28 protein-coding genes and 1 pseudogene are annotated in these 26465 nt (G+C 75.3%); 9 read left to right on the top strand and 20 right to left on the bottom strand.

Annotated features, from left to right (window positions below):
• Positions 1–7 precede the first annotated feature (7 nt).
• Positions 8–811, bottom strand: a complete 804-nt coding sequence (gene trpC, locus C5N14_RS15725; protein WP_207892762.1) for an indole-3-glycerol phosphate synthase TrpC — start codon at positions 809–811, stop codon at positions 8–10.
• A gap of 523 nt (positions 812–1334) precedes the next feature.
• On the opposite strand from trpC, the gene C5N14_RS15730 reads away from it, so the two are divergent.
• Positions 1335–1592: a hypothetical protein gene (locus C5N14_RS15730; RefSeq protein ID WP_117668978.1), complete on the top strand. Its 258-nt coding sequence runs from the start codon at positions 1335–1337 to the stop codon at positions 1590–1592.
• 7 nt (positions 1593–1599) lie between these two features.
• Here C5N14_RS15730 and C5N14_RS15735 read toward each other — a convergent pair whose 3' ends face one another.
• From C5N14_RS15735 to C5N14_RS15755, 6 genes and pseudogenes are all read right to left on the bottom strand, one after another.
• Positions 1600–2136, bottom strand: a complete 537-nt coding sequence (locus C5N14_RS15735) for a Trp biosynthesis-associated membrane protein (protein WP_117668979.1) — start codon at positions 2134–2136, stop codon at positions 1600–1602.
• An 80-nt stretch (positions 2137–2216) separates the two neighbouring features.
• Positions 2217–3770, bottom strand: a complete 1554-nt coding sequence (locus C5N14_RS15740) for an anthranilate synthase component I (protein WP_117668843.1) — start codon at positions 3768–3770, stop codon at positions 2217–2219.
• A complete protein-coding gene (gene hisI / locus C5N14_RS33175; RefSeq protein WP_117668980.1) occupies positions 3767–4204 on the bottom strand; it encodes a phosphoribosyl-AMP cyclohydrolase in 438 nt (145 codons plus the stop codon). The genes C5N14_RS15740 and hisI overlap by 4 nt, the downstream gene beginning before the upstream one ends.
• Before the next feature lie 180 nt (positions 4205–4384).
• Positions 4385–5107: pseudogene (locus C5N14_RS34200) on the bottom strand (phosphoribosyl-AMP cyclohydrolase); the annotation flags it as partial.
• 88 nt (positions 5108–5195) lie between these two features.
• Entirely contained in the window at positions 5196–6200 is a 1005-nt protein-coding gene (locus C5N14_RS15750) for an aldo/keto reductase (RefSeq protein ID WP_117668844.1), read from the bottom strand.
• Complete coding sequence (locus tag C5N14_RS15755; protein WP_243639651.1) at positions 6197–6424, bottom strand: hypothetical protein; 228 nt, start codon at positions 6422–6424, stop codon at positions 6197–6199. Before C5N14_RS15755 ends, C5N14_RS15750 begins: the two co-directional genes overlap by 4 nt.
• 25 nt (positions 6425–6449) lie before the next feature.
• Here C5N14_RS15755 and C5N14_RS15760 point away from each other — a divergent pair, with 25 nt between their 5' ends.
• The 3 genes from C5N14_RS15760 to C5N14_RS15770 are packed head-to-tail and all read left to right on the top strand — an operon-like array spanning position 6450 to position 8630.
• Positions 6450–7238, top strand: coding sequence for an ABC transporter ATP-binding protein (locus C5N14_RS15760; protein ID WP_165878130.1), 789 nt, complete (start codon positions 6450–6452; stop codon positions 7236–7238).
• Entirely contained in the window at positions 7235–7990 is a 756-nt protein-coding gene (locus tag C5N14_RS15765) for an ABC transporter permease (protein WP_117668845.1), read from the top strand. The genes C5N14_RS15760 and C5N14_RS15765 overlap by 4 nt, the downstream gene beginning before the upstream one ends.
• A gap of 46 nt (positions 7991–8036) precedes the next feature.
• Positions 8037–8630: a TetR family transcriptional regulator gene (locus C5N14_RS15770; protein WP_117668846.1), complete on the top strand. Its 594-nt coding sequence runs from the start codon at positions 8037–8039 to the stop codon at positions 8628–8630.
• 107 nt (positions 8631–8737) lie between these two features.
• Here C5N14_RS15770 and C5N14_RS15775 read toward each other — a convergent pair whose 3' ends face one another.
• From C5N14_RS15775 to C5N14_RS15785, 3 genes are all read right to left on the bottom strand, one after another.
• Positions 8738–9490 (bottom strand): DUF2470 domain-containing protein, encoded by a 753-nt coding sequence (locus tag C5N14_RS15775; protein ID WP_117668981.1) that lies wholly within the window; start codon positions 9488–9490, stop codon positions 8738–8740.
• Positions 9491–9647: 157 nt separating this feature from the next.
• Positions 9648–11435 (bottom strand): ABC transporter ATP-binding protein, encoded by a 1788-nt coding sequence (locus C5N14_RS15780; protein WP_371685850.1) that lies wholly within the window; start codon positions 11433–11435, stop codon positions 9648–9650.
• Between the two features lie 213 nt (positions 11436–11648).
• On the bottom strand, positions 11649–13523 hold the full coding sequence (locus C5N14_RS15785; RefSeq protein ID WP_207892757.1) for an ABC transporter ATP-binding protein: 1875 nt from the start codon (positions 13521–13523) through the stop codon (positions 11649–11651).
• 151 nt (positions 13524–13674) lie between these two features.
• Here C5N14_RS15785 and C5N14_RS15790 point away from each other — a divergent pair, with 151 nt between their 5' ends.
• From C5N14_RS15790 to C5N14_RS15800, 3 genes are all read left to right on the top strand, one after another.
• Positions 13675–14304 carry a TIGR03085 family metal-binding protein gene (locus C5N14_RS15790; RefSeq protein WP_117668847.1) on the top strand — a complete coding sequence of 210 codons (630 nt, stop codon included), beginning with the start codon at positions 13675–13677 and terminating at the stop codon, positions 14302–14304.
• A gap of 129 nt (positions 14305–14433) precedes the next feature.
• Positions 14434–15372: a terpene synthase gene (locus C5N14_RS15795; protein ID WP_117668848.1), complete on the top strand. Its 939-nt coding sequence runs from the start codon at positions 14434–14436 to the stop codon at positions 15370–15372.
• A gap of 118 nt (positions 15373–15490) precedes the next feature.
• Positions 15491–17317, top strand: coding sequence for a long-chain fatty acid--CoA ligase (locus C5N14_RS15800; RefSeq protein ID WP_117668849.1), 1827 nt, complete (start codon positions 15491–15493; stop codon positions 17315–17317).
• Positions 17318–17642: 325 nt separating this feature from the next.
• On the opposite strand, the gene C5N14_RS15805 is transcribed toward C5N14_RS15800, so the two are convergent.
• A complete protein-coding gene (locus C5N14_RS15805; protein WP_117668850.1) occupies positions 17643–19100 on the bottom strand; it encodes a PLP-dependent aminotransferase family protein in 1458 nt (485 codons plus the stop codon).
• 59 nt (positions 19101–19159) lie between these two features.
• On the opposite strand from C5N14_RS15805, the gene C5N14_RS15810 reads away from it, so the two are divergent.
• The gene (locus C5N14_RS15810) at positions 19160–19894 is read left to right on the top strand and encodes a YitT family protein (protein ID WP_165878131.1); all 735 of its coding nucleotides are present in this window, start codon (positions 19160–19162) and stop codon (positions 19892–19894) included.
• Between the two features lie 68 nt (positions 19895–19962).
• A complete protein-coding gene (locus C5N14_RS15815) occupies positions 19963–20424 on the top strand; it encodes a hypothetical protein (protein ID WP_117668851.1) in 462 nt (153 codons plus the stop codon).
• A 34-nt stretch (positions 20425–20458) separates the two neighbouring features.
• On the opposite strand, the gene hisF is transcribed toward C5N14_RS15815, so the two are convergent.
• From hisF to C5N14_RS15855, 9 genes are all read right to left on the bottom strand, one after another.
• Positions 20459–21226 (bottom strand): imidazole glycerol phosphate synthase subunit HisF, encoded by a 768-nt coding sequence (gene hisF / locus C5N14_RS15820; RefSeq protein ID WP_117668852.1) that lies wholly within the window; start codon positions 21224–21226, stop codon positions 20459–20461.
• Between the two features lie 90 nt (positions 21227–21316).
• The gene (locus C5N14_RS15825; protein ID WP_117668853.1) at positions 21317–22315 is read right to left on the bottom strand and encodes an NADP-dependent oxidoreductase; all 999 of its coding nucleotides are present in this window, start codon (positions 22313–22315) and stop codon (positions 21317–21319) included.
• A complete protein-coding gene (locus C5N14_RS15830) occupies positions 22299–22730 on the bottom strand; it encodes a RidA family protein (protein WP_117668854.1) in 432 nt (143 codons plus the stop codon). Before C5N14_RS15830 ends, C5N14_RS15825 begins: the two co-directional genes overlap by 17 nt.
• Positions 22727–23452, bottom strand: coding sequence for a bifunctional 1-(5-phosphoribosyl)-5-((5-phosphoribosylamino)methylideneamino)imidazole-4-carboxamide isomerase/phosphoribosylanthranilate isomerase PriA (priA, locus tag C5N14_RS15835; protein WP_117668855.1), 726 nt, complete (start codon positions 23450–23452; stop codon positions 22727–22729). Before priA ends, C5N14_RS15830 begins: the two co-directional genes overlap by 4 nt.
• Positions 23453–23484: 32 nt before the next feature.
• Positions 23485–23808 carry a hypothetical protein gene (locus C5N14_RS15840; RefSeq protein WP_117668856.1) on the bottom strand — a complete coding sequence of 108 codons (324 nt, stop codon included), beginning with the start codon at positions 23806–23808 and terminating at the stop codon, positions 23485–23487.
• Positions 23809–23883: 75 nt separating this feature from the next.
• Positions 23884–24519, bottom strand: coding sequence for an imidazole glycerol phosphate synthase subunit HisH (gene hisH, locus C5N14_RS15845; protein WP_117668857.1), 636 nt, complete (start codon positions 24517–24519; stop codon positions 23884–23886).
• Positions 24519–24689, bottom strand: a complete 171-nt coding sequence (locus C5N14_RS32210) for a hypothetical protein (RefSeq protein WP_165878132.1) — start codon at positions 24687–24689, stop codon at positions 24519–24521. Before C5N14_RS32210 ends, hisH begins: the two co-directional genes overlap by 1 nt.
• Positions 24690–24717: 28 nt before the next feature.
• Positions 24718–25329: an imidazoleglycerol-phosphate dehydratase HisB gene (gene hisB, locus C5N14_RS15850; RefSeq protein WP_117668858.1), complete on the bottom strand. Its 612-nt coding sequence runs from the start codon at positions 25327–25329 to the stop codon at positions 24718–24720.
• Positions 25330–25366: 37 nt separating this feature from the next.
• Positions 25367–26440 carry a histidinol-phosphate transaminase gene (locus C5N14_RS15855; RefSeq protein WP_117668859.1) on the bottom strand — a complete coding sequence of 358 codons (1074 nt, stop codon included), beginning with the start codon at positions 26438–26440 and terminating at the stop codon, positions 25367–25369.
• Positions 26441–26465: the final 25 nt, after the last annotated feature.

Consider the following 26465-nt stretch of genomic DNA (forward strand, 5'->3'; position numbering starts at 1 on the left):
GCGCGGGTCAGCGCACCGGGCGGGGCGTGGCCGGGTGGTTGCCGGCGTTGACCAGTCCGGCCACCGCCTCGCGGGGGCTGTTCTGGGTGACCAGGCCCTCGCCGACCAGCACGGCGTCGGCGCCGGCCGAGGCGTACCGGATCAGGTCGTGCGGCCCGCGCACGCCGGACTCGGCGATCTTGACGACGCTGCTGGGCAGGCCGGGGGCGATCCGTTCGAACACCGAGCGGTCGACCTCCAGCGTACGCAGGTCACGGGCGTTGACCCCGATCACCTGGGCGCCGGCCTCCAGGGCCCGGTCGGCCTCCTCCTCGGTGTGCACCTCGACCAGCGCGGTCATCCCGAGGGACTCGATCCGCTCCAGCAGCCCGACCAGGGCGTTCTGCTCCAGCGCGGCGACGATCAGCAGGACCAGGTCGGCGCCGTGCGCGCGGGCCTCGTGCACCTGGTAGCTGGAGACCACGAAGTCCTTGCGCAGCACGGGGACCTTCACCGCGGCCCGGACGGCGGCCAGGTCGTCCAGCGACCCGCCGAACCAGCGCCCCTCGGTGAGCACGCTGATCGCCCGGGCGCCACCGGCCGCGTACTCGGCGGCCAGCTCGGCCGGGTCGGCGATCTCGGCCAACTGTCCCCTGGACGGCGACGAGCGCTTCACCTCGGCGATCACGGCCACGCCGGGCCGGCGCAGGGCCGCGTACGCGTCCAGCGGCGGGGGCGCGGCGGCGGCCAGCTCGCGGATCCGCTCCAGCGGAACCTGCTCCTGCCGCCGGGCGACGTCCTCGCGGACACCGGCCAGGATCTCGTCGAGCACGCTTCCGGACGCCGCCGGACCGGCCCCGTCCCCCTCCGCGTGCGCATGGTCAGCAGTCACCAACGGACTCCCCTCTCCGGGTGTCATGGGCCGATGCTAGGGGGCGCCACCTGGGACCGGGTGCCGGGGGTATGGCGCTCCTCACGAGATGGGCTGCGGCATAATGCCCGACTTCCGGTGAACGCCACATCACGCAGCGCGACCGTCCCCATCGATCGCGGTGACCCCGCGGCCGGCACGTTCGCCGGTCGGCCCATCGACGGGTACCCATTCTCATTCGACCATTGTCGGGCCGCGCCCACGCGCCGCGCATCTCGGTCAGTGCTGTGACGAAGGTCAAGGCGGAACGGCCCTTTCCAGGTCGCCGGCCCCGCAGGACAGTTGACGTGCCGGTGACCGGGGCGAAACGTGGGCCGGGCATCGTCTTTCTCGGGCAGACTCGATGACGCGCCTGCCCGGGCCGCCGGACGGCGCGGCGACGCGCGGCCCGAAACCGTCGGAACGATCCTCGTGCGGGGTGACCATGAGCAACACCGAGCCCAACCCGGCCCTCGGACTGACCACCATCTCCCGTACCGTCGCGTCGCTCGCTGTCGGGGTGGTGCACACCCTGGAGCGCGCCGTGGTGGGGGACGGCCGGGTCCGCACCGCGCGCGGCAACGCCTGGGAGGCGGTCTGCGCCGACCGGGCCCGCGCCGACCAGCGCGCCGAGCTGGACCGCCTGGTGGCCGAGCTGGCCGCCGCCCGGGCCACCGTCCGCGACCGCCAGCCGGTCGGCTGACCGCCCGTCAGCCGGCCGTCGGGTCCTCGCCGCGATCCAGCGCGTCCCACGCCTCGGTGGTGCGCCGCCCGGTGACCGGGCCGGCCGCCGCGCGCCCCGGCTCGGCGCCGACCCGCCGGGCCGGCCGCTCGTAGCGGGCCCCCATCGCCGGCCAGCCCGCGCCGCGCAGCGCGGTGAGCGCCCCACCGGCGCCGGCGAGCAGCCCGCCGACCAGGCAGAGCGCCGGCCACTGCCGGCTGACCTCGCCGTCGAACGCGGCGACCAGCCCGTATCCGCCGCCGGCCGCCACGGCCGCGCCGAGCGCCAGCAGCAGCGCGCCGACGAGCCGGCGCAACGCACCCCGGGTGGCCAGCACCGCGCCGCCGCCAGCCAGCCCGACCACGGCCAGCGCCGACAGCCAGGGCAGCAGCCCCGCCCCGGTGCGTGCCTCGCGCACCGGGGGCAGCGGCGTGGGCCGGACGGTCAGCTCGACCGACCAGGTGCGGGTCGACGCCCACAGCGCCAGGCCCGCCCCGGCCAGGCAGAGCAGCACCGCGTACGTCATCTCGCGCCGGCGCCGCGCGGCCGGCGCGCCGGGGGTGTCCCCGCCGGGCCCCGCGGTGGTCGGGTCGATCGCCGGGCCGGTCACCGGGCCGGCCGGAGGGTCTCGGCAGCGGCGATGGCGGCCAGCACGGCGGCGGCCTTGTTCCGGGTCTCCTGGTCCTCGGCGGCCGGGTCGGAGTCGGCCACCACTCCGGCGCCGGCCTGCACGTACGCCCGGCCGTCGCGGATCAGCGCGGTGCGGATGGCGATCGCCATGTCCAGGTCGCCGCCGAAGCCGAAGTACCCGACGGTGCCGCCGTACGGGCCGCGCCGGACCGGCTCCAGCTCCTCGATGATCTCCATGGCCCGGACCTTCGGCGCCCCGGACAGGGTGCCGGCCGGGAAGGTCGCCGCGAGCGCGTCGAAGGCCGACCGGTCCTCCCGCAGGGTGCCGACCACGGTCGAGACGATGTGCATGACGTGGCTGTACCGCTCGATGGTGGCGAACTCGGGCACCTCGACGGTGCCCGGCCGGCAGACCCGGCCCAGGTCGTTGCGGCCCAGGTCGACCAGCATCACGTGCTCGGAGCGCTCCTTCGGGTCGGCGAGCAGCTCGGCGGCGAGCCGGGCGTCCGCCTCCGGGGTGCCGCCGCGCGGACGGGTGCCGGCGATCGGGTGCAGCAGGGCCCGGCGCTGCCCGTCCGGGCCGGTGCTCACCTTCAGGTGCGCCTCCGGCGACGAGCCGACGATGTCGAAGCCGTCGAAGCGCAGCAGGTACATGTAGGGGCTGGGGTTGGTGGTGCGCAGCACCCGGTAGATGTCCAGCGGGTCGGCGTGGGTCGGCCGCTCGAAGCGCTGGGCGAGCACGATCTGGAAGCACTCGCCGGCCCGGATCGCCTCCTTGGCCGCCTCGACGGCCTTCGGGTAACCACCCTCCTCGGTGCGGCTGGTCACGTCGCCGACCGCCGGCCGGTCGACCGTGGAGATCATCGGCGGGATGGGCCGGGACAGCGCGGTGGTCATCGCGTCCAGCCGCCCCACCGCGTGGTGGTACGCGGCGGCGACCAGGGCGTCGCGGTCCGGCTCGTCCGGCGGCGGGAGCACCGCGTTGGCGATCAGGATCGCCGAGCCGTCGTAGTGGTCGAGGACCACCAGGTCGGTGGCCAGCATCATGCCCAGCTCGGGCACGCCGAGGTCGTCCTCGGTCAGCTCGGGCAGCCGCTCGATGCGGCGGATCAGGTCGTATCCCAGGTAGCCGACCATGCCGCCGGTGAGCGGCGGCATGCCGCTGGCCGGGTCCCAGGCCGGGCCGGCGAGGGCGTCGACCGTCTCGCGCAGCACCCGGACCGGGTCGCCCCCGGTGGGCAGTCCGGTGGGCGGCTGGCCGGTCCAGTGGGCGGCCCCGTCCCGCTCGGTGAGCGTCGCGCCGCTGCGCACCCCGATGAACGAGTACCGCGACCAGGCCGAACCGGCGGGGCCGGCGCCCTGCTCGGCGGACTCCAGCAGGAACGTGCCCGGCCCGCCGGCCAGCTTCCGGTACACCCCGACCGGGGTCTCCGCGTCGGCGAGCAGCCGGCGGACGACCGGGACGACCCGCCAGCGGGCCGCCAGGTCGGTGAAGGATGCCTGGTCCGGGCTGACGGAGCCGTCGGTCATGAGGGGTCTCCAGGTGCGGAGGTGACCGGCAGCTCGGTGAAGAAGCAGGTCCGCTCGCCGGTGTGGCAGGCCGGACCCACCTGCTCGACGCTGACCAGCAGCGCGTCGCCGTCACAGTCGAGGGCGACGGAGCGGACGTGCTGGTGGTGGCCGGAGGTGGCGCCCTTGACCCAGTACTCCTGGCGGCTGCGCGACCAGTAGGTGGCCCGGCCGGTGGTGAGGGTGCGGTGCAGCGCCTCGTCGTCCATCCAGGCGACCATCAGCACCTCGCCCGTGTCGTGCTGGCGGACCACGGCGGCGACCAGGCCGTCGGGGTTGCGGCGCAGCCGGGCGGCGACGGCCGGGTCGAGCCGGGACGGGCGGGCCGGCCCACCGGCCGCCGACGGGTTCGCAGGGGCGTTGGCGCCGGTCGTCGGCGCGTCAGGTACGGGCACAGTGACCCATTGTCCCGCACGCGGAGCGGGCACCGGCGACGGCTCCCGCCGCGGCCGTGGTGCGGCCGTCGCGACGCCGGTGAGCTGGACGAGGTAGCGGTCCAGCCGCCCGTCGAAGAGGGCGTCGGCCAGGTCCGCGCCGGCCACCGCGGCGATCTCGTCGGCGTACGGGCGGACCAGCGGGACGGTGCCGGTGACCAGCCGCCCGGCGGCGGCCCAGAGGGCTCCGGTGGAGCCGGGGCGCACGCCGAGGCAGAGCAGCATGTCGTCGCGGTACCCGGGCGGGGCGACCGGCAGGTCGAGGGCGGCGGTGAACGCGGCCCGCCGGGACACCACCCGCACCGACGGGTTGGCCAGCCGGAGCACGGACGGGCAGAGCCGGGCCAGGTCGGCGGCGGCGAGCCGGACGCCGAGGTGGTCCTCCCGGGCCCGGGCCCCGGCGACCTTACCGAGAGTGGCGATCAGCTCCTCCAACCGCGGCTCGTCGGCGGGCTGGCAGAGCACCGTCAGGTCGATCCGGTCGCGCCAGTGCTCGTCGGCCCACACCAGCCGGGCGGGCGCGGTGACCGGCAGCCCGAACGCCCAGTCGGCCGGCTGGGCCAGCCGGGCCAGCCAGGAGCGGACGTCCCGGACCGCCACCGAGACGTGGGTCAGCCGACCGCCGGATTCGGCCAGGTAGGCCCGGCGGGCCGCGTACGGGGCGTTGATCGGCGGGGCGGCCGTCCGGGGCGGCGCACCGTCGGTGACGAGCACGTCGAGGTCGACGTCGCTGTGTGCCGTGGCGGCCCGCCGGGCGTGGCTGCCGCGCAGCAGGATGCCGACGACGGGTCGCTCGGCCGCCTGCCGCAGCCGGGCGGCCCAGTCGTCGAGGAACCCGCCTTCAGGTGACGCAGCGTGACCCACCGCGCCATCGTGCCGTACGCCCGATCAGGGCGCAATGCCCGATGCCGGACCGGCTGTCCGGTCCGAAGGCTAGTGCCCGGTCCGAAGGCTAGTGCCCGACGGTTCTCATTCCTGCCTCAGGGTACCTTTCGCCGGCGGCGGCGCCCGGCGGGACCGCCTCACTCAGCCGGGCCAGTTGCTCGGCGCCGAGCCGCAGGTCGGCCGCGGCGGCGTTCTCCTCCAGGTAGCGGACCCGCTTGGTGCCGGGAATGGGCAGGATGTCCTCGCCCTGGGCCAGCAGCCAGGCCAGCGCGGCCTGGGCCGGGGTGCAGCCGGCCTCGGCGGCGACCGCCCGGACCTCGTCGACCAGCCTCAGGTTGGCGTCGAGGTTGCCCTCGGCGAACCGGGGCGCCCCGGCCCGCCAGTCACCGTCGGCGAGCTGGTCGCGGCGGGTGATCGCCCCGGTGAGCAGGCCCCGGCCCACCGGCGAGTACGCCACCAGCGCCACCCCCAGTTCCCGGCAGGTGGCCAGCATCTCGCCCTCGACGTCCCGGGTGAACAGCGAGTACTCCATCTGCACGGCGGCCACCGGGTGCACGGCGTGCGCCGCCCGCAGGGTCGCCGGGTTCACCTCGGACAGCCCGATCAGCCGGACCTTGCCGGCCGCCACCAGGTCGGCCAGCGCCCCGACGGTCTCCTCGATCGGGGTGTCCGGGTTGCGCCGGTGCAGGTAGTACAGGTCGATGGCGGCCACCCCGAGCCGGCTCAGCGACGCGTCGCAGGCCTGGCGGGCCCAGGCGGCGCTGCTGTCGACGTACGCCCCGGGGGTCCCGGTGCCGCCGACGGAGCCGCCGCTGGTGCGGTTGCCGAACTTGGTGGCCAGGAAGACCTCGTCGCGGCGCTGCCGGAGCACCGGGGCGAGCAGCCGCTCGTTGGCGCCCTGGCCGTAGATGTCGGCGGTGTCGAGGTGGTTCACCCCGAGGTCCAGGGCCCGGTGCAGGGTCCGGGTCGACTCGGCGTCGTCCGCGCCGCCGTACGCGAAGCTCATCCCCATGCAGCCGAGACCGATCGCCGAGACCTCCGGCCCGTGCGCCCCCACCCGTCGACGCCTCATCCGCAGCCCTCCGTCCGCTGGTACATGTCGATCTTGTAGTTGAGCACCTCGAGGTCCTCCTCCAGTTCGCCGATCTGCCTCAGTACCCGGGCCCGGTGCGCCTCGAACAACGCCCGGCGGGCACCCCGCGTCCGGTCGCCCTGCCGGGCCAGTTCCGCGTAGCGAGCGCGCTCGAAGTCAACCCCGTTGTGACCCGGGAAGAATTCATCTAGCGTTGATTTCATAGGGCGATGAGATCCGGAGGTGACGATGGACCACGCGATCGCGGTCCACGACCTGGTCGTGGAGCGCGGCCGGCGGCGGGTGCTGCACGGCGTGAGCTGCGCCGTGCCGCGGGGCTCGGTGACCGGGCTGCTCGGGCCCAGCGGCAGTGGCAAGACCACCCTGATGCGGGCCGTCGTCGGCGTGCAGACCGTCCGCTCCGGCTCGGTGACCGTGCTCGGCCGCCCGGCCGGCGCGGCGTCGCTGCGCAGCCGGGTCGGCTACCTGACCCAGGCGCCCAGCGTGTACGCCGACCTCACCGTCCGGGAGAACGCCCGGTACTTCGCCGTCCTACAGGGCCGGGGCCGGGCCGAGGCGGACCGGGCGGTGGCCGACGTCGGGTTGGCGGAGGCGGCCGGACAGCTCGTCGGCACCCTCTCCGGCGGCCAGCGCAGCCGGGCGTCGCTGGCCTGCGCGCTGGTCGGCGAGCCGGAGCTGATCGTCCTCGACGAGCCGACCGTCGGGCAGGACCCGGTGCTGCGCGCCGACCTGTGGGCCCGGTTCCACGCCCTCGCCGCGACCGGGACGACCCTGCTGGTGTCCAGCCACGTGATGGACGAGGCGGCCCGCTGCGACCGGCTGCTGCTGATCCGCGAGGGCCGGCTGATCGCCGACGACACCCCCGACGCGGTCCGCGCCGCCGCCGGGGTCGACGACCTCGACGAGGCGTTCCTGCGCCTGATCCGGGCCGGCGGCACCGTCGGCGGCACGGGAGGCTCGGCCGACCCGCCCCGGGGCGCCACGCGGCCGGGCGACGCGGCCGGGGGCCGGTCGTGAGCCCGCGCATCCTGGCCGCCACCACGGGGCGCATCCTGCGCCAGCTCCGGCACGACCGGCGCACCGTGGCCCTGCTCGTGGTGGTGCCGGCGCTGCTGCTCACCCTCGTCAACTTCATGTACGCCGACCAGCCCACCCCGCCCGGCCGGCCGAGCATGTTCGACCGGGTGGCGCTGGTGCTGCTCGGCGTCTTCCCATTCGTGATCATGTTCCTGGTGACCAGCATCGCGATGCTGCGCGAGCGCACCTCCGGCACCCTGGAGCGGCTGCTCACCACCCCGCTCGGCCGGCTCGACCTGCTGTTCGGCTACGGGATCGCGTTCGGCGTCGCCGCCGCCGGGCAGGCCGCGATCGCCGCGGCCGTGGCGTACTGGGTCTTCGGGCTGAGCACCGCCGGCAGCAGCGCCCTGGTGATCGGAATCGCGGTGGTCAACGCGGTGCTCGGGGTGGCCCTCGGGCTGTTCTGCAGCGCGTTCGCCCGCACCGAGTTCCAGGCCGTACAGTTCATGCCGGTCGTGGTGATCCCCCAGCTACTGCTCTGCGGGCTCTTCGTCGCCCGCGACGAGATGGCCGGCTGGCTCCAGGCGGTCAGCTACGCCCTCCCGCTGTCGTACGCGGTCGAGGCGTTGCAAGAGGTCGGCGCGCACGCCGACCCCACCGGCACCATGTGGCGGGACCTCGGGGTGGTGGCCGGCGCGGTGGTGCTGGCGCTGGTGCTCGCCGCGGCCACCCTGCGCCGGCGCAGCGGCTGAGCCGCCGGGCGCGGACGGCACGACGGCGGACGAGCGAGGGGCGGCGATGGTGCGACGGACCGGCCGGCGACCCGGGAACCCGGACACCCGGGAGGCGATCCTCGACGCGGCCCGGGCCGGGTTCGCGGAGCGGGGCTTCGACGCGACCTCGATCCGGTCGATCGCCGGGGCGGCGGGGGTGGACCCGGCGCTGGTGCACCACTACTTCGGCAGCAAGGACCGGCTCTTCCTGGCCGCGATGAACGCCCCGCTCGACCCCGGCGAACTGCTCCCCGGGATGCTCGGCGGGGACGCCGACGGCATCGGCGAACGGCTGGTCCGCACGTTCCTGGGGATCTGGGACTCCCCGGCGGGCGCCGCCGCCGTGGCCCTGCTGCGGTCCGGGGTGAGCAACGAGTGGACCGCCCGGCTGTTGCGCGAGTTCCTGGTCACCCAGGTGCTGCGCCGCGTCCTGGACCACCTCGACGTCGACCCGGCCGAACGGCCGCTGCGCGGGTCGCTGGTGGCCACCCAGATGATCGGGCTGGCGATGATGCGGCACGTGATCCGGCTGGAGCCGGTCGCCTCCGCACCGGCGGAGATCCTGGTCGCCGCGATCGCTCCCACGGTCCAGCGGTACCTGCGCGGCCACCTCTCGTAGGGCCGCGCGGAACCGGCCTCCCTGCCCATCCCCTGCGCGGGGACGCCGACGGGCCCGGCGGACGCGCCCGCAGGTGCGACGGTTGCGGGGGCGCGTGCGGGGTCGGGTCAGGCCGGGCCGGTCAGCCGGGTCGACTCGGGTTGCCGGCAGAACACCGGGTGCAGCAACCGGGCCAGCTCGCCGTGGTCGGCCACCGGGCGCGGGAAGGCCAGCCGGGCCCGCCGCCGGGCGCCGGCGGAACCGAAGGAGACCACCAGGCCGTACCGGTCGACCCGCACCACCCGGGGCGGGTCGACCCGGGCCGCGTCGGCCAGGCCGAGCTGCCGCCGGACGTAGGCCGTCATCGCCCGGCCGTGGTGCACGGTGAGCTCGGCCAGCAGGTCCGCCTCCACCGGGTGCAGCGGGTCCGGCTCGGCCTCCGCGTACGCCAGCGGATCGATCCGGAGCAGCCCGTCGGGGCGCTCCAGGCGGGCCTCGGCCACCTCGAAGCGGTGCAACCGGAACCGGGTGCCCACGTCGAGCAGGTCGCCCGTCGGGTCCGCCTCGGCGAAGTCCAGCGCGGCGCGGCGGCCCTCGTCGCCGTGCAGCGCGACCGCCCAGCCGGAGACCCAGGCCCGGCCCAACGACGGGGCGCCGGCCGCTGGCGGCAGGTCCAGCACGTCGAGCGCCAGGGCGACGTCGCCGCCGGGCGGCAGGGCCGCCGCGAGGTCGCTGTGCACCGGTACGAGCAGCAGCACCCGGCCCTCGGCATCGGTGACGTGCCGGACGTGGAACGGGCCGGGCCGCTGGGCGAGGTAGGCCAGGCCGGGCAGCCGGCCGGCGACCAGGGTCCGGACGATCTCGGCGGGACTGGGCCGCAGGGCGGGGCTGGGGCGCATGACCCACCTCCGAAGGTTAGGCTTACCTAAGCAGCACGGTAGACCACCCGCGCCCCCACGTCCACCGGCCAGCCGATTCCGGCCGGCCCACCCGGCCCGCCCACCCGGCCCGCCCACCCGGCCTGCTCAGCCGGCCTGCTCAGCCGGTCTGCTCCAGCCACGAGGCGTAGAGCAGCCCGTAGACCGAGTCCGGCTCGCGGACCAGCTCGTCGTGCGGGCCACGCTGCACGATCCGGCCCCGGTCCACCACGATCACCTCGTCCGCGGCCTGGGCGGTGGAGAGCCGGTGCGCGATCGCGAGGGTCGTCCGGCCCCGGGTCACCGCGTCCAGGGTGCGCTGGAGGCGGACCTCGGTGGCCGGGTCGACCGCGCTGGTCGCCTCGTCCAGCACCAGCAGGTCCGGGTCGGCGACGTACGCCCGCGCCAGCGCGACCAGCTGCCGCTCCCCCACGCTCAACGCCTCGCCGCGCTCGCCGACCGGGGTGTCCAGCCCGGCCGGCAGCCCGTCCAGCCAGTCCGCCAGCCCCAGCTCGGTGAAGGCGGTCGTCAACTCGGCGTCGGTCAGCTCCGGCCGGGCGAACCGGACGTTCTCCCCGACGGTGGCGTCGAAGAGGAAGCCGTCCTGCGGGACCATCACCACCCGCGCGCGCAACGAGGCGAACCGGACCCGCGGCAGCGGCACCCCGGACAGCAACACCTCGCCGCCGCTCGGGTCCATCAGCCGGGTGAGCAGCTTGGCGAAGGTGGTCTTGCCGCTGCCCGTCTCCCCCACCACGGCCACCCGGCTCTTCGCCGGGATCTCCAGGCTGACGTCGTGCAGCACCGGCGGCCCGCCCGGATAGGCGAAGTTCACCCCGGCGAAGCGGATGTCCAGCGGACCCGACGGCAGCTCCCGCCCCTGCTCGCCCGGGTCGGCCACGTCCGGGACGGCGTCCAGCACGTCGAGCACCCGCCGCCAGCCGGCGATCGCGTTCTGCGCCTCGTTGAGCACCTCGGTGGCGATCTGCACCGGCTGGATGAACAGCGTCACCAGGAACAGGAACGCCGTGAGCTGGCCGACCGACAGGGTGCCGTCCACCCCGAGGGCGACCCCGAGGACGACGACACCGGCCAGCGCCAGCCCGGCCGCCAACTCCCCCACCGAGCTGCCCAGGATGCTGATCCGGATCGCCCGCTGCTGGGCCTGCCGCTGCCCCTCGATCGCCGTGTCCAGCCGGCGGGCGGTCCGTCCCGCGATCCCGTACGCCCGGATCACCGGCGCCCCGACCACGCTCTCGGCGATCGTGCCGAGCAGGGCCCCCGTCCGCTGCCGGACCACCCCGTACGCCCCGGCGAGGCGGCGCTGCAACAGCCGGATCACCAGCACCGCCGGCGCGAACGCGGCGAGCACCACCAGGGTGAGCTGCCACGAGTACGCCAGCATCACCGCCGTGGTCACCACGAGCTGACCGAGGTTGACGATCAGGATCACTCCGCCCCACTGGAGGAACTGGGTGATCTGGTCGACGTCGCTGGTCACCCGGGAGACCAGGGAGCCGCGCCGCTCGGACTGCTGGTGCAGCATCGACAGGTCGTGCACGTGCCGGAACGCCCGGGTACGCACGTTGGCCAGGGCGGTCTCGCTGACCGTGAACAGCCGCCGCATCATCAGGTACCCGCAGGTGGTGGTCACCACCAGCACGGCGACGGTGGCGGCCACCACCGTCCACACCACGTCCAGGTCGAGCCCGCCGACGATGCCCTTGTCGATGCCCTGCTGCACGGCCACCGGCACGGCCACCCGGCCGACCATGTAGACCAACGCCAGGGCGACCGTGCCGGCCAGGCCGGTGCGCAGCTCCGGGGAGAGGGCCAGCCCCCGCCGCAGGGTCCGCCAGGTGCTCTCGGCCGGTTCCTCCGCCGGCCGCTCGGCCTCCGCCACGCTCACCGGTCCCCCTCGTTCGCGACTGCGGGGCTCGCAAGCTCACTCCTCGCGCTCACCGGTCCCGCCCCTCGTTCGCGACTGCGGGGCTCGCAAGCTCACTCCTCGCGCTCACCGTGCCGCCCCCGTTCGCGACTGCGGGGCTCGCAAGCTCACTCCTCGCGCTCACCGTGCCGCCCCCGTTCCCGACTGCGGGGCTCGCAAGCTCACTCCTCGCGCTCACCGGTCCACCTCGATCTCCAGGCCCGTGGCCAACGGCGTGACCTCGTCGGGCGTGCGCTGCTGTTGGGGGTCGGTCTCGGCCTGCTCGTAGGCGGTGACCAGGTCGGCGTAGCCGGCAACGGAGGCGAGCAGCTCGGTGTGGGTGCCCCGGGCCAGCACCCGGCCGTGCTCCAGGTAGATCACCTCGTCGGCCAGCGCGATGGTGGCCCGCCGGTACGCCACCACCAGGATCGAGGCGGCCGGCCCCCCGGCCGTCGGGGCGCGCAGCCCGGCCAGGATCGCCGCCTCCACCCTGGGGTCCACCGCGCTGGTGGCGTCGTCGAGGACCAGCAGCCGGGGCCGCCCGGCCAGCGCCCGGGCCAGGGTGAGCCGCTGCCGCTGTCCGCCGGAGAGCGAGGTGCCCCGCTCGCCGACCATCGTGTCCAGCCCGTCGGGCAGCGCGGCGACGAAGCCGTCCGCCTCGGCCAGCCGCAGCGCCGCCCAGGCCTGCTCGTCGGTGATGCCGGGCCGGTCCAGGGTGATGTTGGCCCGGACCGTGTCGTCGAAGACGAACGGCACCTGCGCCACCAGCGCGACGGCGCCGGCCAGCGATCCGGCGGTGAGCTGGCGGACGTCCACCCCGTCGAGGCGGACCGTGCCGGCGTCCGGGTCGACCAGCCGCACCGCCAGCGCGGCGACGGTCGACTTCCCGGCCCCGGTCGGCCCGACCAGGGCCACCGTTGCGCCGGCCGGGACGGTGAAGGAGACCTCGCCGAGCACCTCGGCGCCGGGCAGGTGTGCCTCGGCCGGCTCGTACGCGAAGCCGACATCGGCGAAGTCCAGGGTGGCCGGGGTGGGGTCGGCCGGGTCGAGCGCGACGTCCCCGTACGGCATCTCGCCGGTGGCGTCGAGCACCCGGCGCACCCGGTCCCAGCCGGCGACGCTGCGCGGCAGCTCCGCCAGGACCCAGCCGATGGCCCGCACCGGGAACGCCAGGACGGTGAACAGGAAGGCCACGCTGACCAGCTCGGTGACCGTGATGGCGCCCTGCCGGAGCCGGAACGCGCCGACCACCAGCACGGCGAGGGTGCCGAGACTGGGCAGGGTCTCCAGCATCGGGTCGAACACGCCGCGCAGCCGGCCGACGGCGACCAGCGCGTCGCGCAGCTCGCCGGCCCGGGCGGAGAACCGGGCGGTCTCCTGGGCCTCGCGGCCCATCGTCTTGACCACCAGGGCGCCGTCGAAGCTCTCGTGGGCGATCCCGCTGACCTCCGCGCGCAGCCGCTGGGCGCGGGCCTGGCGAGGGGCCATCCGGCGGGAGTAGACCACGTTGAGGGCGAACAGCGCCGGGAACACGGCCAGCCCGACCAGGGCCAGCGCCCAGTCGGTGACGAACAGCGAGACCACCGCGCCGACCAGCATCACCAGCGTGCCGACCGCGAACGGCAGCGGGGCGATCGGGTACCAGGCCGCCTCGACGTCGGAGTTGGCGTTGGACAGCAGGGTGCCGGTGGCGTTGCGCTGGTGCCAGGACAGCGGCAGGTCCAGGTAGCGGCGGGTGACCCGGCGACGGTACGCGGCCTGGAGCCGGAACTGCATGTAGCCGGCGCCGATCCGGCGGCCGAAGATGCCGACCACCCGCAGCACGCTGATGCCGAACAGGGCCCCGGCGGCGAGGGCGACGGCCGCCACGCCCACCGACCCGCGCTCGACCGCCGGCACCACCACGTCGCCGACCACCGCGCCGACGACGTACGCGCTGGCGATGACCAGCCCGCCGAACAGCACGCTGCCGGCCACCGCGACCGCGAAGATCCGGGGCTGTTCCCGGATCGCCCGGCCGAGCACGGACAACCCCCGGCCGAGCACGTCCCGACTTGTCCTGCTGGTCACGCTCTCCCCCGCCGTAAGCCGCAATTCTCCCCCCTCATCCTTACCGGTCCGGTCCACCCGCGCCGTCCCGGAACGGGTATGTCGGTGGTCACGTCGCGCCCCCTGACGGCGCCGCCGCGCCGACCACACCGGACCGGCCTACGATCGGGCGATGACGCGGTACGCCCGGTCGGAGCGCGACGCGCTCGCCGACCTCATGCTGAGCCTGGGTCCGGACGCGCCGACGATCAACGAGGGCTGGTCGGTCCGGGACCTCGCCGCCCACCTGATCGCCCGGGAGCGCCGGCCGGACGCCGCCGGCGGGATCGTGCTGCCGCCCCTGCGCGGGTACGCCGAGGGGGTGCGGGCCCGGATCGCGGCCCGGCCGTTCCCCGAGCTGGTCGGCCAGGTCCGCCGCCCGCCGGTGTGGAGCCCGGTGAGCAACCCGCTCACCGACGAACTGGTCAACACCATGGAGTTCTACATCCACCACGAGGACGTCCGGCGGGCCCGGCCCGGGTGGCAGCCGAGGAACCTGCCGGCCGGGCTGCACGCCGTGCTGTGGCGCCGGGCCGCGGTGCTGGGCCGGCTGGCGCTGCGCCGCTTCCCGGCCGACCTGCTGGTGCAGGCGCCCGGGCACGGCGAGCTGTCGGCGGGGCGAGGCGGGCCGCGGGCCCGGCTGGTCGGCGCGCCGGGCGAACTGGTGCTGTTCCTGACCGGCCGGCAGCGGGTGGCCCGGGTTCAGGTGGACGGGCCGGCGGAGCTGTCCGCGCGACTGAGGTCCGCCAACCTGGGCATCTGACGGATCGTGATCCCCCGGTCACACACGGGCGTGAACCGGTCGTGGCCAAATTATGAATGTCGATCGGCCCTGACGTACCCTCGTCCGGCCGTCGCCCCGCCCGGGGCGGCCACATCCGGAGGGGGCGACATGCGGAGCTTCGCGGTCTCGGCCCTGGACGAACCGCCGTTCCCCCCACGCCGGCACGCCGAGACCGACCTGGCCGCCGAGGCGAGCCTCGCCTGGGCGCAGGAACTCGGCCTGATCACCAACGGAGACCGGCTGATCCGGCTACGGGGGGCAGCCGCCGCCGAGCTGGCCGGGCGCACCTGCCCGGACGCCGCCGACGAACGGCTGCGCCTGCTCACCGACCTGGTCACCTGGCTGTTCGTGGTCGACGACGCGTGCGACGAGGACGGCCTCGGCGCCGCCCCGACCCGGCTGGCCCCGGCCGTCGCCGACCTGCTCGAGGTGCTGGACCGGCACGGCGCGCCGGGGAAACCGGGCCGCGGGCCGCTCGGCGACGCCCTGGACGACCTGTGCCGGCGGACCCGCGCCCAGGGCTCCCCGGCCCTGCTGCTGCGCTTCGTCGGCCAGGTGCGCGACTACCTGCTGGCCCTGCTCTGGGAGGCGGCGAACCGGGAACACCGGCGCGTCCCCGGGGTGGCGGAGTACGTCCAGCTCCGCCGGCACACCGGCGCCGTACACCCCGCGTTCACCCTGACCGACCTGGCGTACGACGCCCCGCCCGCGGCGGCGCGCCGGGTCGAGCCGGCGCTGGTCGACGTCGAGACCCTCGCCGCGGACCTGGTCTGCTGGTGCAACGACCTCTTCTCGTACGACAAGGAGAACCAGTCGGGTCCGGACGCGCACAACCTGGTCAGCGCCATCGCGGCCGAGACCGGCCAGGACGAGCCGGCGGCGCTGCGGGCCGCCGCCGACCGGTTCAACCGCACCCTCGCGGTGTACGCCGAGCGGGAGGCGGCGCTGCTCGCCGACGACCCGACGGTGGGTCCGTTCCTGGCCGCCCGGAGCAACTGGGTGCGGGCCACCTACGACTGGTCCACCCGGGCCGCCCGGTACGCCTGAGCCCCGCGCCGGCGGGGCCGCCGGGGCTAGCCGACGCGCGGGTACAGGCAATACCCTTCGGTAACCGCAGAATGACGTGACCCCCGTCACGCCTCCACCCCCGAAGGCGGCTACAGCGATGGCTCTCGATGTACCGTACCGTTCCATCCCCGACATGTTCCTCAAGCGCGTCGCGGCGTCCCCCGACCGCCATGCCTTCGCCCACCCCGCCCCCGACGACTCCGGGCCGGTCTGGCTGACCTGGGAGCAGGTCGGACACCGGGCCAGGGCCGTCGCGGCCGGGCTGCACGGGCTCGGTGTCGGCCAGGAGGACCCGGTGGCGATCCTGTCGAGCACCCGGCTCGACTGGGTCATCGCCGACTTCGGCATCATGTGCGCCGGCGGCGCCACCACCACCGTGTACCCGACCACCGAGCCCGAGGACGCGACGTACATCGTCGCCGACTCCGGCTCCCGGGTGCTGTTCGCCGAGAACCCGGCCCAGGCCGCGAAGGTCGCCGGCGCGGAGCTGCCGGCGCTGACCCACGTGGTGCTCTTCGACGGCGCGGCCGATCCGGCCGCGGCCGTGCCCCAGCTCACCCTGGCCGAGCTGGAGGAGCAGGGCGCCCGCGCGCTCGCCGCCGAGCCGGGGCTGATCGAGCGGCTGGTGGCCGGGATCGGGCCGGACCACCTGGCCACCCTGATCTACACCTCAGGCACCACCGGCCGCCCCAAGGGCGTCGAACTGCTGCACGGCGGCTGGTGCTGGGAGGGGGTCGCGCAGGCCGAGGTCGGGCTGCTGCGCGACGACGACCTGCAGTACCTGTGGCTCCCGCTGTCCCACTCGTTCGGCAAGACCCTGCTCTGCGGGGCCACCCACGTCGGCCTGCCGACCTACGTCGACGGCCGGGTGGAGAAGCTGGTCGAGCTGCTCGGAATCATCCGGCCGACGCTGATGTGCGGGGCGCCCCGGGTCTTCGAGAAGGTCTACAACAAGGCGGTCACCACCGCCCGGGACGCCGGCGGCGTCAAGGCGAAGATCTTCGCCTGGGGGGTCGGGGTCGGCCAGCAGAAGGTGGCCCTCGAACAGGCCGGCCGGCCGGTCCCGGGCGGGCTGAGGCTGAAGTACGCGCTGGCCGAGAAGCTGGTGTTCAGCAAGCTCCAGGCCCGCCTCGGCGGACGGATCCGGGTGCTGGTCTCCGGCGCCGCGCCGCTGAGCAAGGAGATCGCCGGCTTCTTCGCCGCCGCCAACCTGCCCATCTCGGAGGGGTACGGCCTCACCGAGACCAGCGCCGGCAACTTCGTCAACCCCCCGGACGGGCTGCGCATCGGCACCGTGGGCCGGGCGATGGGCGACCTGGAGTGCCGGATCGACACCGACGGGGAGATCCTGGTCCGGGGCCGTCCGGTGATGCGCGGCTACCACAACCTGCCCGGGGACACCGCCGCCGCGTTCACCGACGACGGGTTCTTCCGCACCGGCGACATCGGCAGCCTCGACGACGACGGCTACCTGCGCATCACCGACCGGAAGAAGGACCTGGTCAAGACCTCCGGCGGGAAGTACATCGCGCCGTCGCACATCGAGGGCGTGTTCAAGGCGCTCTGCCCGTACACCTCGCAGGCGATCGTGATCGGCCAGGCCCGCAACTACTGCACCATGCTGGTCAGCCTCGACCCGGACGCGATCGCCGGCTGGGCGGCCGGCGGCCCGCTGGAGGGCCGCGGGTACGCCGAGATCGTCGCCTCCGACGAGGCCCGGCTCATGGTCGAGGAGTACGTCGCGCAGCTCAACGCCAAGCTCAACCGCTGGGAGACGATCAAGAAGGTCACGGTCCTCCCCCGGGACCTGACCATCGAGCACGGCGAGATGACCCCGTCGCTGAAGATCAAGCGCCGGGGTGTGGAGAGCAACTTCGCGGCCGAGATCGAGAAGATGTACGCCGGCACGCTCGCCGAGCTCTGACCGCGGTCCCGCCGGCGGCCGTGTCCCCCCGTCCCGGGACACGGCCGCCGGCGTCTCACCGGTGCTCGCCCCGCCACCGGCTCTCCTCGATCCCGGCCGCCCGCTGTTCCTCCATCGCCAGCCGGCGGATCCGGCGGCGCCGGGCTCGCTGTCGGCCACCGGCCCGGTCCCGCCCCTGATCGCCCGACGTCGGCTCCGGGGCAGCGGCTCGTCCCGCGCGGGCAGGACCCGGCGGCGGCCGGGGCGGCCCGACCGGCCACCGAACGCCCGCGGGCCGGGGCTGTCGTCCTGTCCGCCGAGGAGCCACGGCAGGGCGGGGCGGGGCTCAGGCGATGACCGCCGGCTCCCGCCACTGCGACCGGCCGGCGCGGTCCAGGTCGTACCGGACCGCGGCGAGCCGTCCCACGGCCTCGACAAGGTCCGCGGCGGGCAGGGTGAACGGCAGCCGCAGGAACCGCTCCAGCGTCCCGTCCAGGCCGAACCGGGGGCCGGGAGCCAGCCGTACGCCGACCTCCTCGGCGGCCCGGGCGAGCGCGCTGGAGATCGGCCCGTCCAGCTCGGCCCAGAGCGTCACCCCGCCGCGCGGGACGGTGACCCGCCAGTCGGGCAGCCGCTGGGCGAGCGCACCGGTCAGCGCGTCGCGCTGGGCGGCGAGCTGCGCCCGGCGGGTGGCCACGATGGCCGGCGCGTCGGCCAGCAGGTGGACCGCGACCAGCTGGTCCAGCACCGGGCTGGCCATGTCCATCCCGACCCGGACGGCGGCCAGCCGCTGCACCTGGGGGGCGGAGGCGCGGACCCAGCCGATGCGCAGGCCGCCCCAGTACGGCTTGCTCATCCCGCCGATGGAGATCACCCGGGAGTGCCGGTCGAAGGTGGCGACCGGCGGCGGCAGCGGGGTGCCGTCCAGCGGCAGGTCCACGAACGACTCGTCGATGACCAGGTCGGTGCCGGCGGCGTGGGCCGCGCCGACCACCCGCTCGCGCAGCTCGGCGGGCATCAGGTGCCCGGTCGGGTTCTGGAACTCCGGGATCAGGTACGCCAGCTTCGGCCGCCCCTGGCGCAGGCTGCCCAGCAGTAGTTCGGCGTCCCACCCGGCGCCGTCAATGGCCAGCCCGTGGGTGGTGATCCGGGCCCGCCGGGCGGCCAGCGCGGCGAGCGCGTTCGGGTAGGTCGGCGACTCGACCAGCACGCTGCCGCCGGGGGCCAGGGTCAGCCGGAGCACCAGGTCCAGCGCGTGCTGGGTGCCGCTGGTGACCATGATCTGGTCGGCCGAGGTGGGCAGGCCCCGGTCGGTGTACCCGGCGGCGACGGCCTCGCGCAGCTCGATGATTCCGGTCGGGTGGTAGCCGGCCCCGCCCAGGTAACGGGGCAGGTCCTCGGCGGCGGCGCGGGCGGCGGGCACCAGTTCCGCCGGGGCGGCCAGCGCGGCCACCCCGAGGTCGATCATGTCCCGGTCGTCCTGCGGGGTCCACAGCCCGGTGCTGGCGACCCGGTGGGTGCCCGGGAGCATGGTCCAGCTCCCCGCGCCCCGCCGGCTGGCCAGGTGGCCGGTCTCCCGCAGCAGCCGGTACGCGGCGGTGACCGTGGTCCGGCTGATCCGCAGCGCCTCGGCCAGTTCCCGCTCGGCGGGCAGGCGCACCCCCAGGGGCAGGCGGCCGTCGGCGAGCAGCCCCCGGACGGCGGCGGCGAGCGCCGCGTAGTCCGGGCTGCGGCGGCGACCCGGCAGGGCGTGCCACTGCCCGAGCAGCCGGGCCAATTGGGCACCCCGCACCTGACTCGTCATGGCCACCCTCCCGATATTGGCTCCTCATGTGGCGCCAATTGGACCCTAGGGTGGCATGCATGGCACCGATTGGCAATCTCCGGCAGCGGCCGGTCCGACGACTGACCCAGCTCTACGCGGGCCTGGTCCTCTACGGCGTCAGCATGGCGTTGATGATCCGCTCCGGGCTCGGCCTCGACCCGTGGGACGTGTTCCACCAGGGGCTCGCCCGGCGCACCGGGCTGTCGTTCGGCACCGTCACCATCGCGGTCGGCGCGCTGGTGCTGCTGCTGTGGATCCCGCTGCGGCAGCGTCCAGGTCTGGGCACGGTGAGCAACGTGGTGGTGATCGGGCTGGTGGTGGACGCCACCCTGGCCGTGCTGCCCGACGGCGGCCCGCTCGCGGCGCGGGCGGCCCTGCTGGTCGCCGGCATCGTCAGCAACGGCGCCGCCACCGCCCTCTACCTCGGCGCGCGGCTCGGCCCGGGCCCCCGCGACGGCCTGATGACCGGGTACGTGGCCCGCCGGCCCGGACGGTCCGTCCGGCTGGTGCGCACCGTCATCGAGGTCACCGTGCTGGCCCTGGGCTGGCTGCTCGGCGGCACCGTCGGCGTCGGCACGGTCGCCTACGCGCTCACCATCGGGCCGCTGGTCCAGTTCTTCCTGCCCCTCTTCACGGTGGACCTGCCACCCGGGAAGCCCGCCGCGCCGGATCCGGCCGCCCCGGAGGCGGGCGATCGGATCGCGGCCGGCCCGGAGGCGGGCGGCCATAATGCGGTCGAAGCACCGGCGGCGGACTGCACTCAGCCGCGCTGAGCTGCGGTGATGCCACGCCGGGAAAAGTGGGTGTTTCCTTGTTCGGCGCCGCACGGCATCATTCCTGCATGGGGGAGAACGGATGGCGCTGGGCCGACGCCTGGATCTTCGTCTCACTGGTGATCGCGAACGGCGCGGGACGGCACCGCCGGGCGGCGTCCACCCGGCGGCCGGAGGGCGTCCGGCTCACTGACGTGCTCTCCACAGCCGACCACCTGAACCACGCCATCCCCGAACGGCACGAGGTGGAGACGGCGGTCCGGCGGCTCCTCGGCGCCGGCCTGGTCAGCGTCTCGGACGGCTGGTTCCGGCTCACCGCCGACGGGGAGCGGCTGTGGCGCACCCGGCCGAGCGCCGGCCTGGCCACCGCCGTGGACACCGTGCAGGGCGTGCTGAGCCGGCGGCACACCCCCGGCAGCGCCGACTGGACGCTGGAGGAGGAGGAGCACGCCGCCGCCGTGCAGGAGTACGCGGTCCGCTCGATCCCGGCCCCGCGCCGCTCACCGGAGGGCCACTCCGGTCGGGGCTGACCTCGGGACCGGGCCCGGCGCAGGCCCGGGGGCGTCAGCGGACGGGGTGACCCGAGCCGCGCAGCACGTCCTTGACCTCGCCGACGCTCAGCTCGCCGAAGTGGAAGACGCTGGCCGCGAGCACCGCGTCCGCCCCGGCGGCGATCGCCGGCGGGAAGTGGCCGACCTCGCCCGCTCCGCCGCTGGCCACCACGGGCACGTCGACGACCCGGCGGACCTCGCCGATCAGCTCCAGGTCGAAGCCGGCCTTCGTGCCGTCGGCGTCCATCGAGTTGAGCAGGATCTCCCCCGCGCCCAGCTCGGCGCTGCGGCGCGCCCACTGGACGGCGTCGATCCCGGTGCCCCGGCGACCGCCGTGGGTGGTCACCTCGAAGCCGCTCGGGGTGGCGCCGGCCGGCGCCCGCCGCACGTCGAGGGAGAGCACCAGCACCTGCCGGCCGAACCGGTCGGCGATCTCCGCGATCAGCTCCGGGCGGGCGATCGCGGCGGTGTTCACCCCGACCTTGTCGGCGCCGGCGCGCAGCAGGGTGTCGACGTCGGCGACCTGCCGGACGCCGCCGCCCACGGTGAGCGGGATGAAGACCGACTCGGCGGTGCGCCGCACCACGTCGAGCATGGTGCCCCGCTCGCCGGAGGAGGCGGTCACGTCCAGGAAGGTCAGCTCGTCCGCGCCCGCCCGGTCGTACGCCGCCGCCAGCGCCACCGGGTCGCCGGCGTCACGCAGGTCGAGGAAGTTGACCCCCTTGACCACCCGCCCGGCATCCACGTCCAGACACGGGATGACCCGTACCGCCACCGTCATGCCGGAAAGCCTATCCCCTCCCACCCGAACCCCCCGTGACCGCCCGCGCACCGCCTCCGGTGCGCGAGGCTAGGCGGTGGGGGCGGCGGTCTACAGTCGGACGAGCATCTTGCCGAGGTTCTCGCCGCGCAGCAGGCCGAGGAACGCCTCCGGGGCGCGGGCGATGCCGTCGACGACCGTCTCGTCGTACGAGAGCCTCCCCTCGCGCAGCCAGCCGGCGACCTCCTGGACGAACTGGCCGCGCAGGTGGCCGTGGTCGCCGACCAGGAAGCCGCGCAGGGTGAGCCGCTTGCCGATGACCAGCGCCAGGTTGCGCGGGGCGGCCGGCGGCTCGGTGTCGTTGTACTGGGCGATCATCCCGCAGATCGCGGCCCGGCCGTGCGGCCGCATCGCGCCGATGGCCGCCTCCAGGTGGTCACCGCCGACGTTGTCGAAGTAGACGTCGATCCCGTCCGGCGCGGCGGCCCTGAGCGAGTCGCGCACCGGGCCGTCGTGGTAGTCGAACGCCGCGTCGAAGCCCAGCCCCGCCAGCCGCTCGACCTTGGCCGCCGAACCGGCGCTGCCGACCACCCGGCCGGCGCCCCTGAGCTTGGCGATCTGGCCGACCATGCTGCCCACCGCGCCGGCCGCGCCGGAGACGAAGACGGTCTCGCCCGGCCTCATCGCGGCCACGTCGAGCAGCCCCGCGTACGCGGTCAGCCCGGTCATGCCGAGCACGCCCAGGTACGCGCTCACCGGGGCCAGGTCGGGGTCGATCCTGCGGGCGCTCCGGGCGTCGACCAGGGCGTACTCCCGCCAGCCGAGGCCGTGCAGGACCGTGTCGCCCGGGGCGATCCCGTCGGCCTCGCCGGCCACCACCTCGCCGAGCGCCCCACCGTCGAGCGGGGCGTCGAGGGCGAACGGCGGCACGTACGACCTGACGTCGTCCATCCGCCCCCGCATGTACGGGTCGACGGACATGAACTGGTTGCGCACCACGAGCTGGCCGGGGCCCGGAGTGGGCACCTCGGTCTCCACGAGGCGGAAGTTGTCGGCGGTCGGCCAGCCCTGCGGGCGGGAGGCCAGGTGGATCTCACGGTTGACCGTCACGGGTGTCGTCCTCTCGGTCGCTGGTCGGGGCCGCGCCGAGGTACGCCTCCAGCTCCACCTCGACCAGGTGGTCCGGGTCCAGCAGGGCGGCCACCACGACCAGGGTCGCCACCGGACGGACCGCGCCGAACACGGCGTTGTGGGCTCGGCCCACCTCGTCGGCGTACGCGCGGTCGGTCACGTACATCCGGGTGCGCACCACGTCCCCGGGCTCCGCGCCCACCTCGGCCAGCGCGGCCAGGCCGATCCGCAGCGCCTGGGCGGTCTGCGCGGCGGCGTCGCCGCAGTGCACGACCCGCCCGTCGACCGTGGCGGTGCAGCCGGCCGTGACGGCCCGGTCGCCGGCCCGGACCACCCGGGAGTAGCCGTAGAGCTGCTCCCAGGGGCCGCCCGAGCCGAGCCGGGTGACGGTCACGCGGCGGCCAGCACGTCGAGGGCCTGCCGCACGGTGAACGCGCCCGCGTACAGCGCCTTGCCGGCGATCACGCCCTCCACGCCCACCGGCTCCAGGGTGGCCAGGGCCCGCAGGTCGTCCAGCGTCGAGACGCCGCCGGAGGCGATCACCGGGGCGGCGGTGCGGGAACACACCTCGCGCAGCAGGTCCAGGTTCGGCCCGCGCATGGTGCCGTCCTTGGTGATGTCGGTCACCACGTACCGGGCGGCGCCTGCCTTGTCCAGCCGCTCCAGCACCTCGTACAGGTCCCCGCCGTCGCGGGTCCAGCCGCGCGCCGACAGGGTACGGCCCCGCACGTCCAGCCCGATGGCGACCCGGTCGCCGTACTCGCCGCAGACCCGGTCGCACCACTGCGGGTCCTCCAGCGCGGCCGTGCCGATGTTGACCCGGGCCGCGCCGGTGCCCAGGGCGGCCCGCAGCGACTCGTCGTCCCGGATGCCGCCCGACAGCTCCACCTTGACGTCGAGCCGGCGGACCACCTCGGCCAGCAGGGCGGCGTTGGAGCCCCGGCCGAACGCGGCGTCCAGGTCCACCAGGTGGATCCACTCCGCGCCGTCGCGCTGCCAGGCCAGCGCCGCCTCCAACGGGTCGCCGTAGGTGGTCTCGCTACCGGCGGCGCCCTGCACGAGCCGGACGGCCTGGCCGTCGGCGACGTCCACGGCGGGCAACAGGGTGAGGCTCAACGCTCTTCTCCTCGATTCGGGAACACGGTGGATCAGGACCGGCGGTCCAGGGCGATCACCACGACCGCCGGAAGGACCAGCAGCAACAACACGACCAGCACCACCCGCAGCGCCAGGTCGTCGACGAAACTCCAGATGCCGAGCACCGCCACCCCGGTCAGCCCCACGATCGCGGCCCGCTCGCCCCGGGTGTGCCGGGCCAGCCGGCCCGAACGGCGGCGCGGCCAGCGCGGCATCAGCCCGCGTACCACCGCGCGGCGGCGCTCCCGGCGGGCCACCCGGCGGCGGCGGACGGCCCGCTCCCGCTCAAGCTGGGCCTCGCGGGCCTCCCGCCGACGGGCCCGCTCCTTGCTCATCGGGCGCCCCGGCCCGGCGCCGCCGGGCCGGCGGGCGGGCGGCCGGCCGCGGTGTGGCCCGGCCGGGTGCCCCGCTCAGCCACCGACGGTCACGGTGGCCAGCCAGTTGCGCAGCAGCGCCGCGCCGGTGTCGGCCGACTTCTCCGGATGGAACTGGGCGGCCGACAGCACGCCGCGCTCCACCGCGGCCACGAAGTCCGTCTCGTGGTGCGCGGTGGTCACCGTCGCCCCGGCCGCGGCCAGCGCCGCCGGGTCGGTCACCCCGTAGGAGTGGACGAAGTAGAAGCGGCTGTCCGACGGCAGGCCGGCGAACAGCGTCGACGACGCCGGGGCGTGCACCGTGTTCCAGCCCATGTGCGGCAGCCGGGCGGCGGTCAGCCTGGTCACCCCGCCGGGCAGCAGCCCGAGCCCCTTGGTGACCACCCCGTGCTCGTCCCCGTGCTCGAAGAGCACCTGCATGCCGACGCAGATGCCCAGCACCTGGCGGCCGGCGGCGACCCGTTCGGCGATCACCGGGCCGGCGCCGATCGCCTCGATCCCGGCCATGCAGGCGGCGAACGCGCCGACGCCCGGGACGACCAGGCCCTCGGCCTCGGCGACGGCGGTCAGGTCGTCGGTCACCGTGACGTCCGCGCCGGCCCGTTCCAGGGCCCGCTCCGCCGAGCGCAGGTTGCCCGAGCCGTAGTCGAGCACCACGATCCGCTTCGTCATCAGCCCTCCCCGGGCAGCAGCCAGAGCACCCCGCCGATGGTGGCCAGCACCGCGAGCAGCGCGGTGATCACCACCGCGCCGCGGGGCGCGCCCTGGCGGTACAGCGACCAGACCCCGCCGACCAGTACCCCGGCGAGGATCAGCAGCAGCGTCGGCAGCACCGACCCCATCAGGATCGTCCCTTCCGCGCGCCCGGCCTCACAGCGCGCCCTTCGTGCTGGGAATCGCGCCGGCCGCGCGCGGATCGATGGCGGTGGCCTCGCGCAGCGCGCGGGAGACCGCCTTGAACTGGGCCTCCACCACGTGGTGGGCGTCCGGGTGGCCGCCGGGGCGGGCCGCCCGCAGCACGTCCACGTGCAGGGTGATCCGGGCCGCCTGGCCGAAGGACTCCCAGATGTGCCGGGTCATGCTGGTCGGGTAGACCGGGCCGATGTACGGCGCGAGCGGCGGCTCGTCGTGCACCACGTACGGGCGGCCGGACAGGTCGACGGCGGCCCGGACCAGGACCTCGTCCATCGGGACGGTGGCCGAGCCGTACCGTCGGATGCCGGCCTTGTCCCCCAGCGCCTCGTCGAACGCGGCGCCCAGGGCCAGCGCGGTGTCCTCCATCGTGTGGTGGGCGTCGATCTCCAGGTCGCCGACGGTGCGCACGGTCAGGTCGAAGCCGCCGTGCCGGGCGATCTGGTGCAGCATGTGGTCGTAGAAGCCGATCCCGGTGCCGATCTCGGCCGCTCCGGTGCCGTCGAGGTCGATCTCGACGAGCACCTTGGTCTCCTTGGTGATCCGCTCCACCCGGGCGGTCCGGCTCATTGCTCGCCTTTCGGTCGCGACTGCGGGGCTCGCACACTCACAGCACTCTCTCCGCTGCGGTGAGGAAGGCATCGGTCTCGGCGGGGGTGCCGGCGGTGACCCGCAGCCAGCCGGGCAGCCCGACGTCGCGGACCAGCACACCGGCGTCGAGCAGGGCACGCCAGGCCGCCGCCTGGTCGCCGCCGACCTCGAACAGCACGAAGTTGGCGTCGCTGTCGGCCACCCGGTGGCCCCGGGCGCGCAGCTCGGCGACGATCCGGTCCCGCTGTTCCTTGATCGCGGCCACCGTGCCGAGCAGGGCGTCGCGGTGCGCCAGCGCCGCGCGGGCGGCGGCCTGGGTGAGCGCGGAGAGGTGGTACGGCAGCCGCACGAGCTGCACCGCCGCCACCACGGCCGGGTCGGCGGCCAGGTAGCCGAGCCGGCCGCCGGCGAAGCCGAACGCCTTGCTCATCGTCCGGCTCACCACCAGCCTCGGGTGGCCGGGCAGCACCGCGAGGGCGCTGACCGCGCCGGGGCGGGCGAACTCGGCGTACGCCTCGTCGACCACCACCATGCCGGGGGCCTCCGCCAGCACCGCGGCGACCACCGCCGGGTCCAGCGCGGTTCCGGTGGGGTTGTTCGGCGAGCAGAGGAAGACCACGTCGGGCCGGTGCTCGCGGACCTGGGCAACCGCCTCGTCGGCGGTCAGCCCGAAGTCCGCCCCGCGTCGGCCCGGCACCCAGCGGGTGCCGGTGCCCAGGGCCAGCAGCGGGTGCATCGAGTACGCCGGGGTGAAGCCGAGCGCGCTGCGCCCCGGGCCGGCGAACGCCTGGAGCAGCTGCTGCTGGATCTCGTTGGAGCCGTTGGCCGCCCACACCTGCTCGACGGTGAGCCCGTGGCCCAGGTAGGCCGCCAGGTCGGCGCGCAGCGCCACGGCGTCCCGGTCCGGGTACCGGTTGAGGTCGCGCAGCTCCGCCGCGAGGGCCTTGCCGATCGCGTCGACCACCGGCTCGGGCACCGGGTAGGAGTTCTCGTTGGTGTTCAGCCGCACCGGCACGTCGAGCTGCGGCGCCCCGTACGGCGACAGCCCGCGCAGGTCGTCGCGGATCGGCAGGTCGTCGAGCCTGGTCATGCCGCCACCCCGCTCCGTTCGGTGC

This window comes from Micromonospora sp. MW-13 (assembly GCF_003434305.1).
Lineage (GTDB): Bacteria > Actinomycetota > Actinomycetes > Mycobacteriales > Micromonosporaceae > Micromonospora.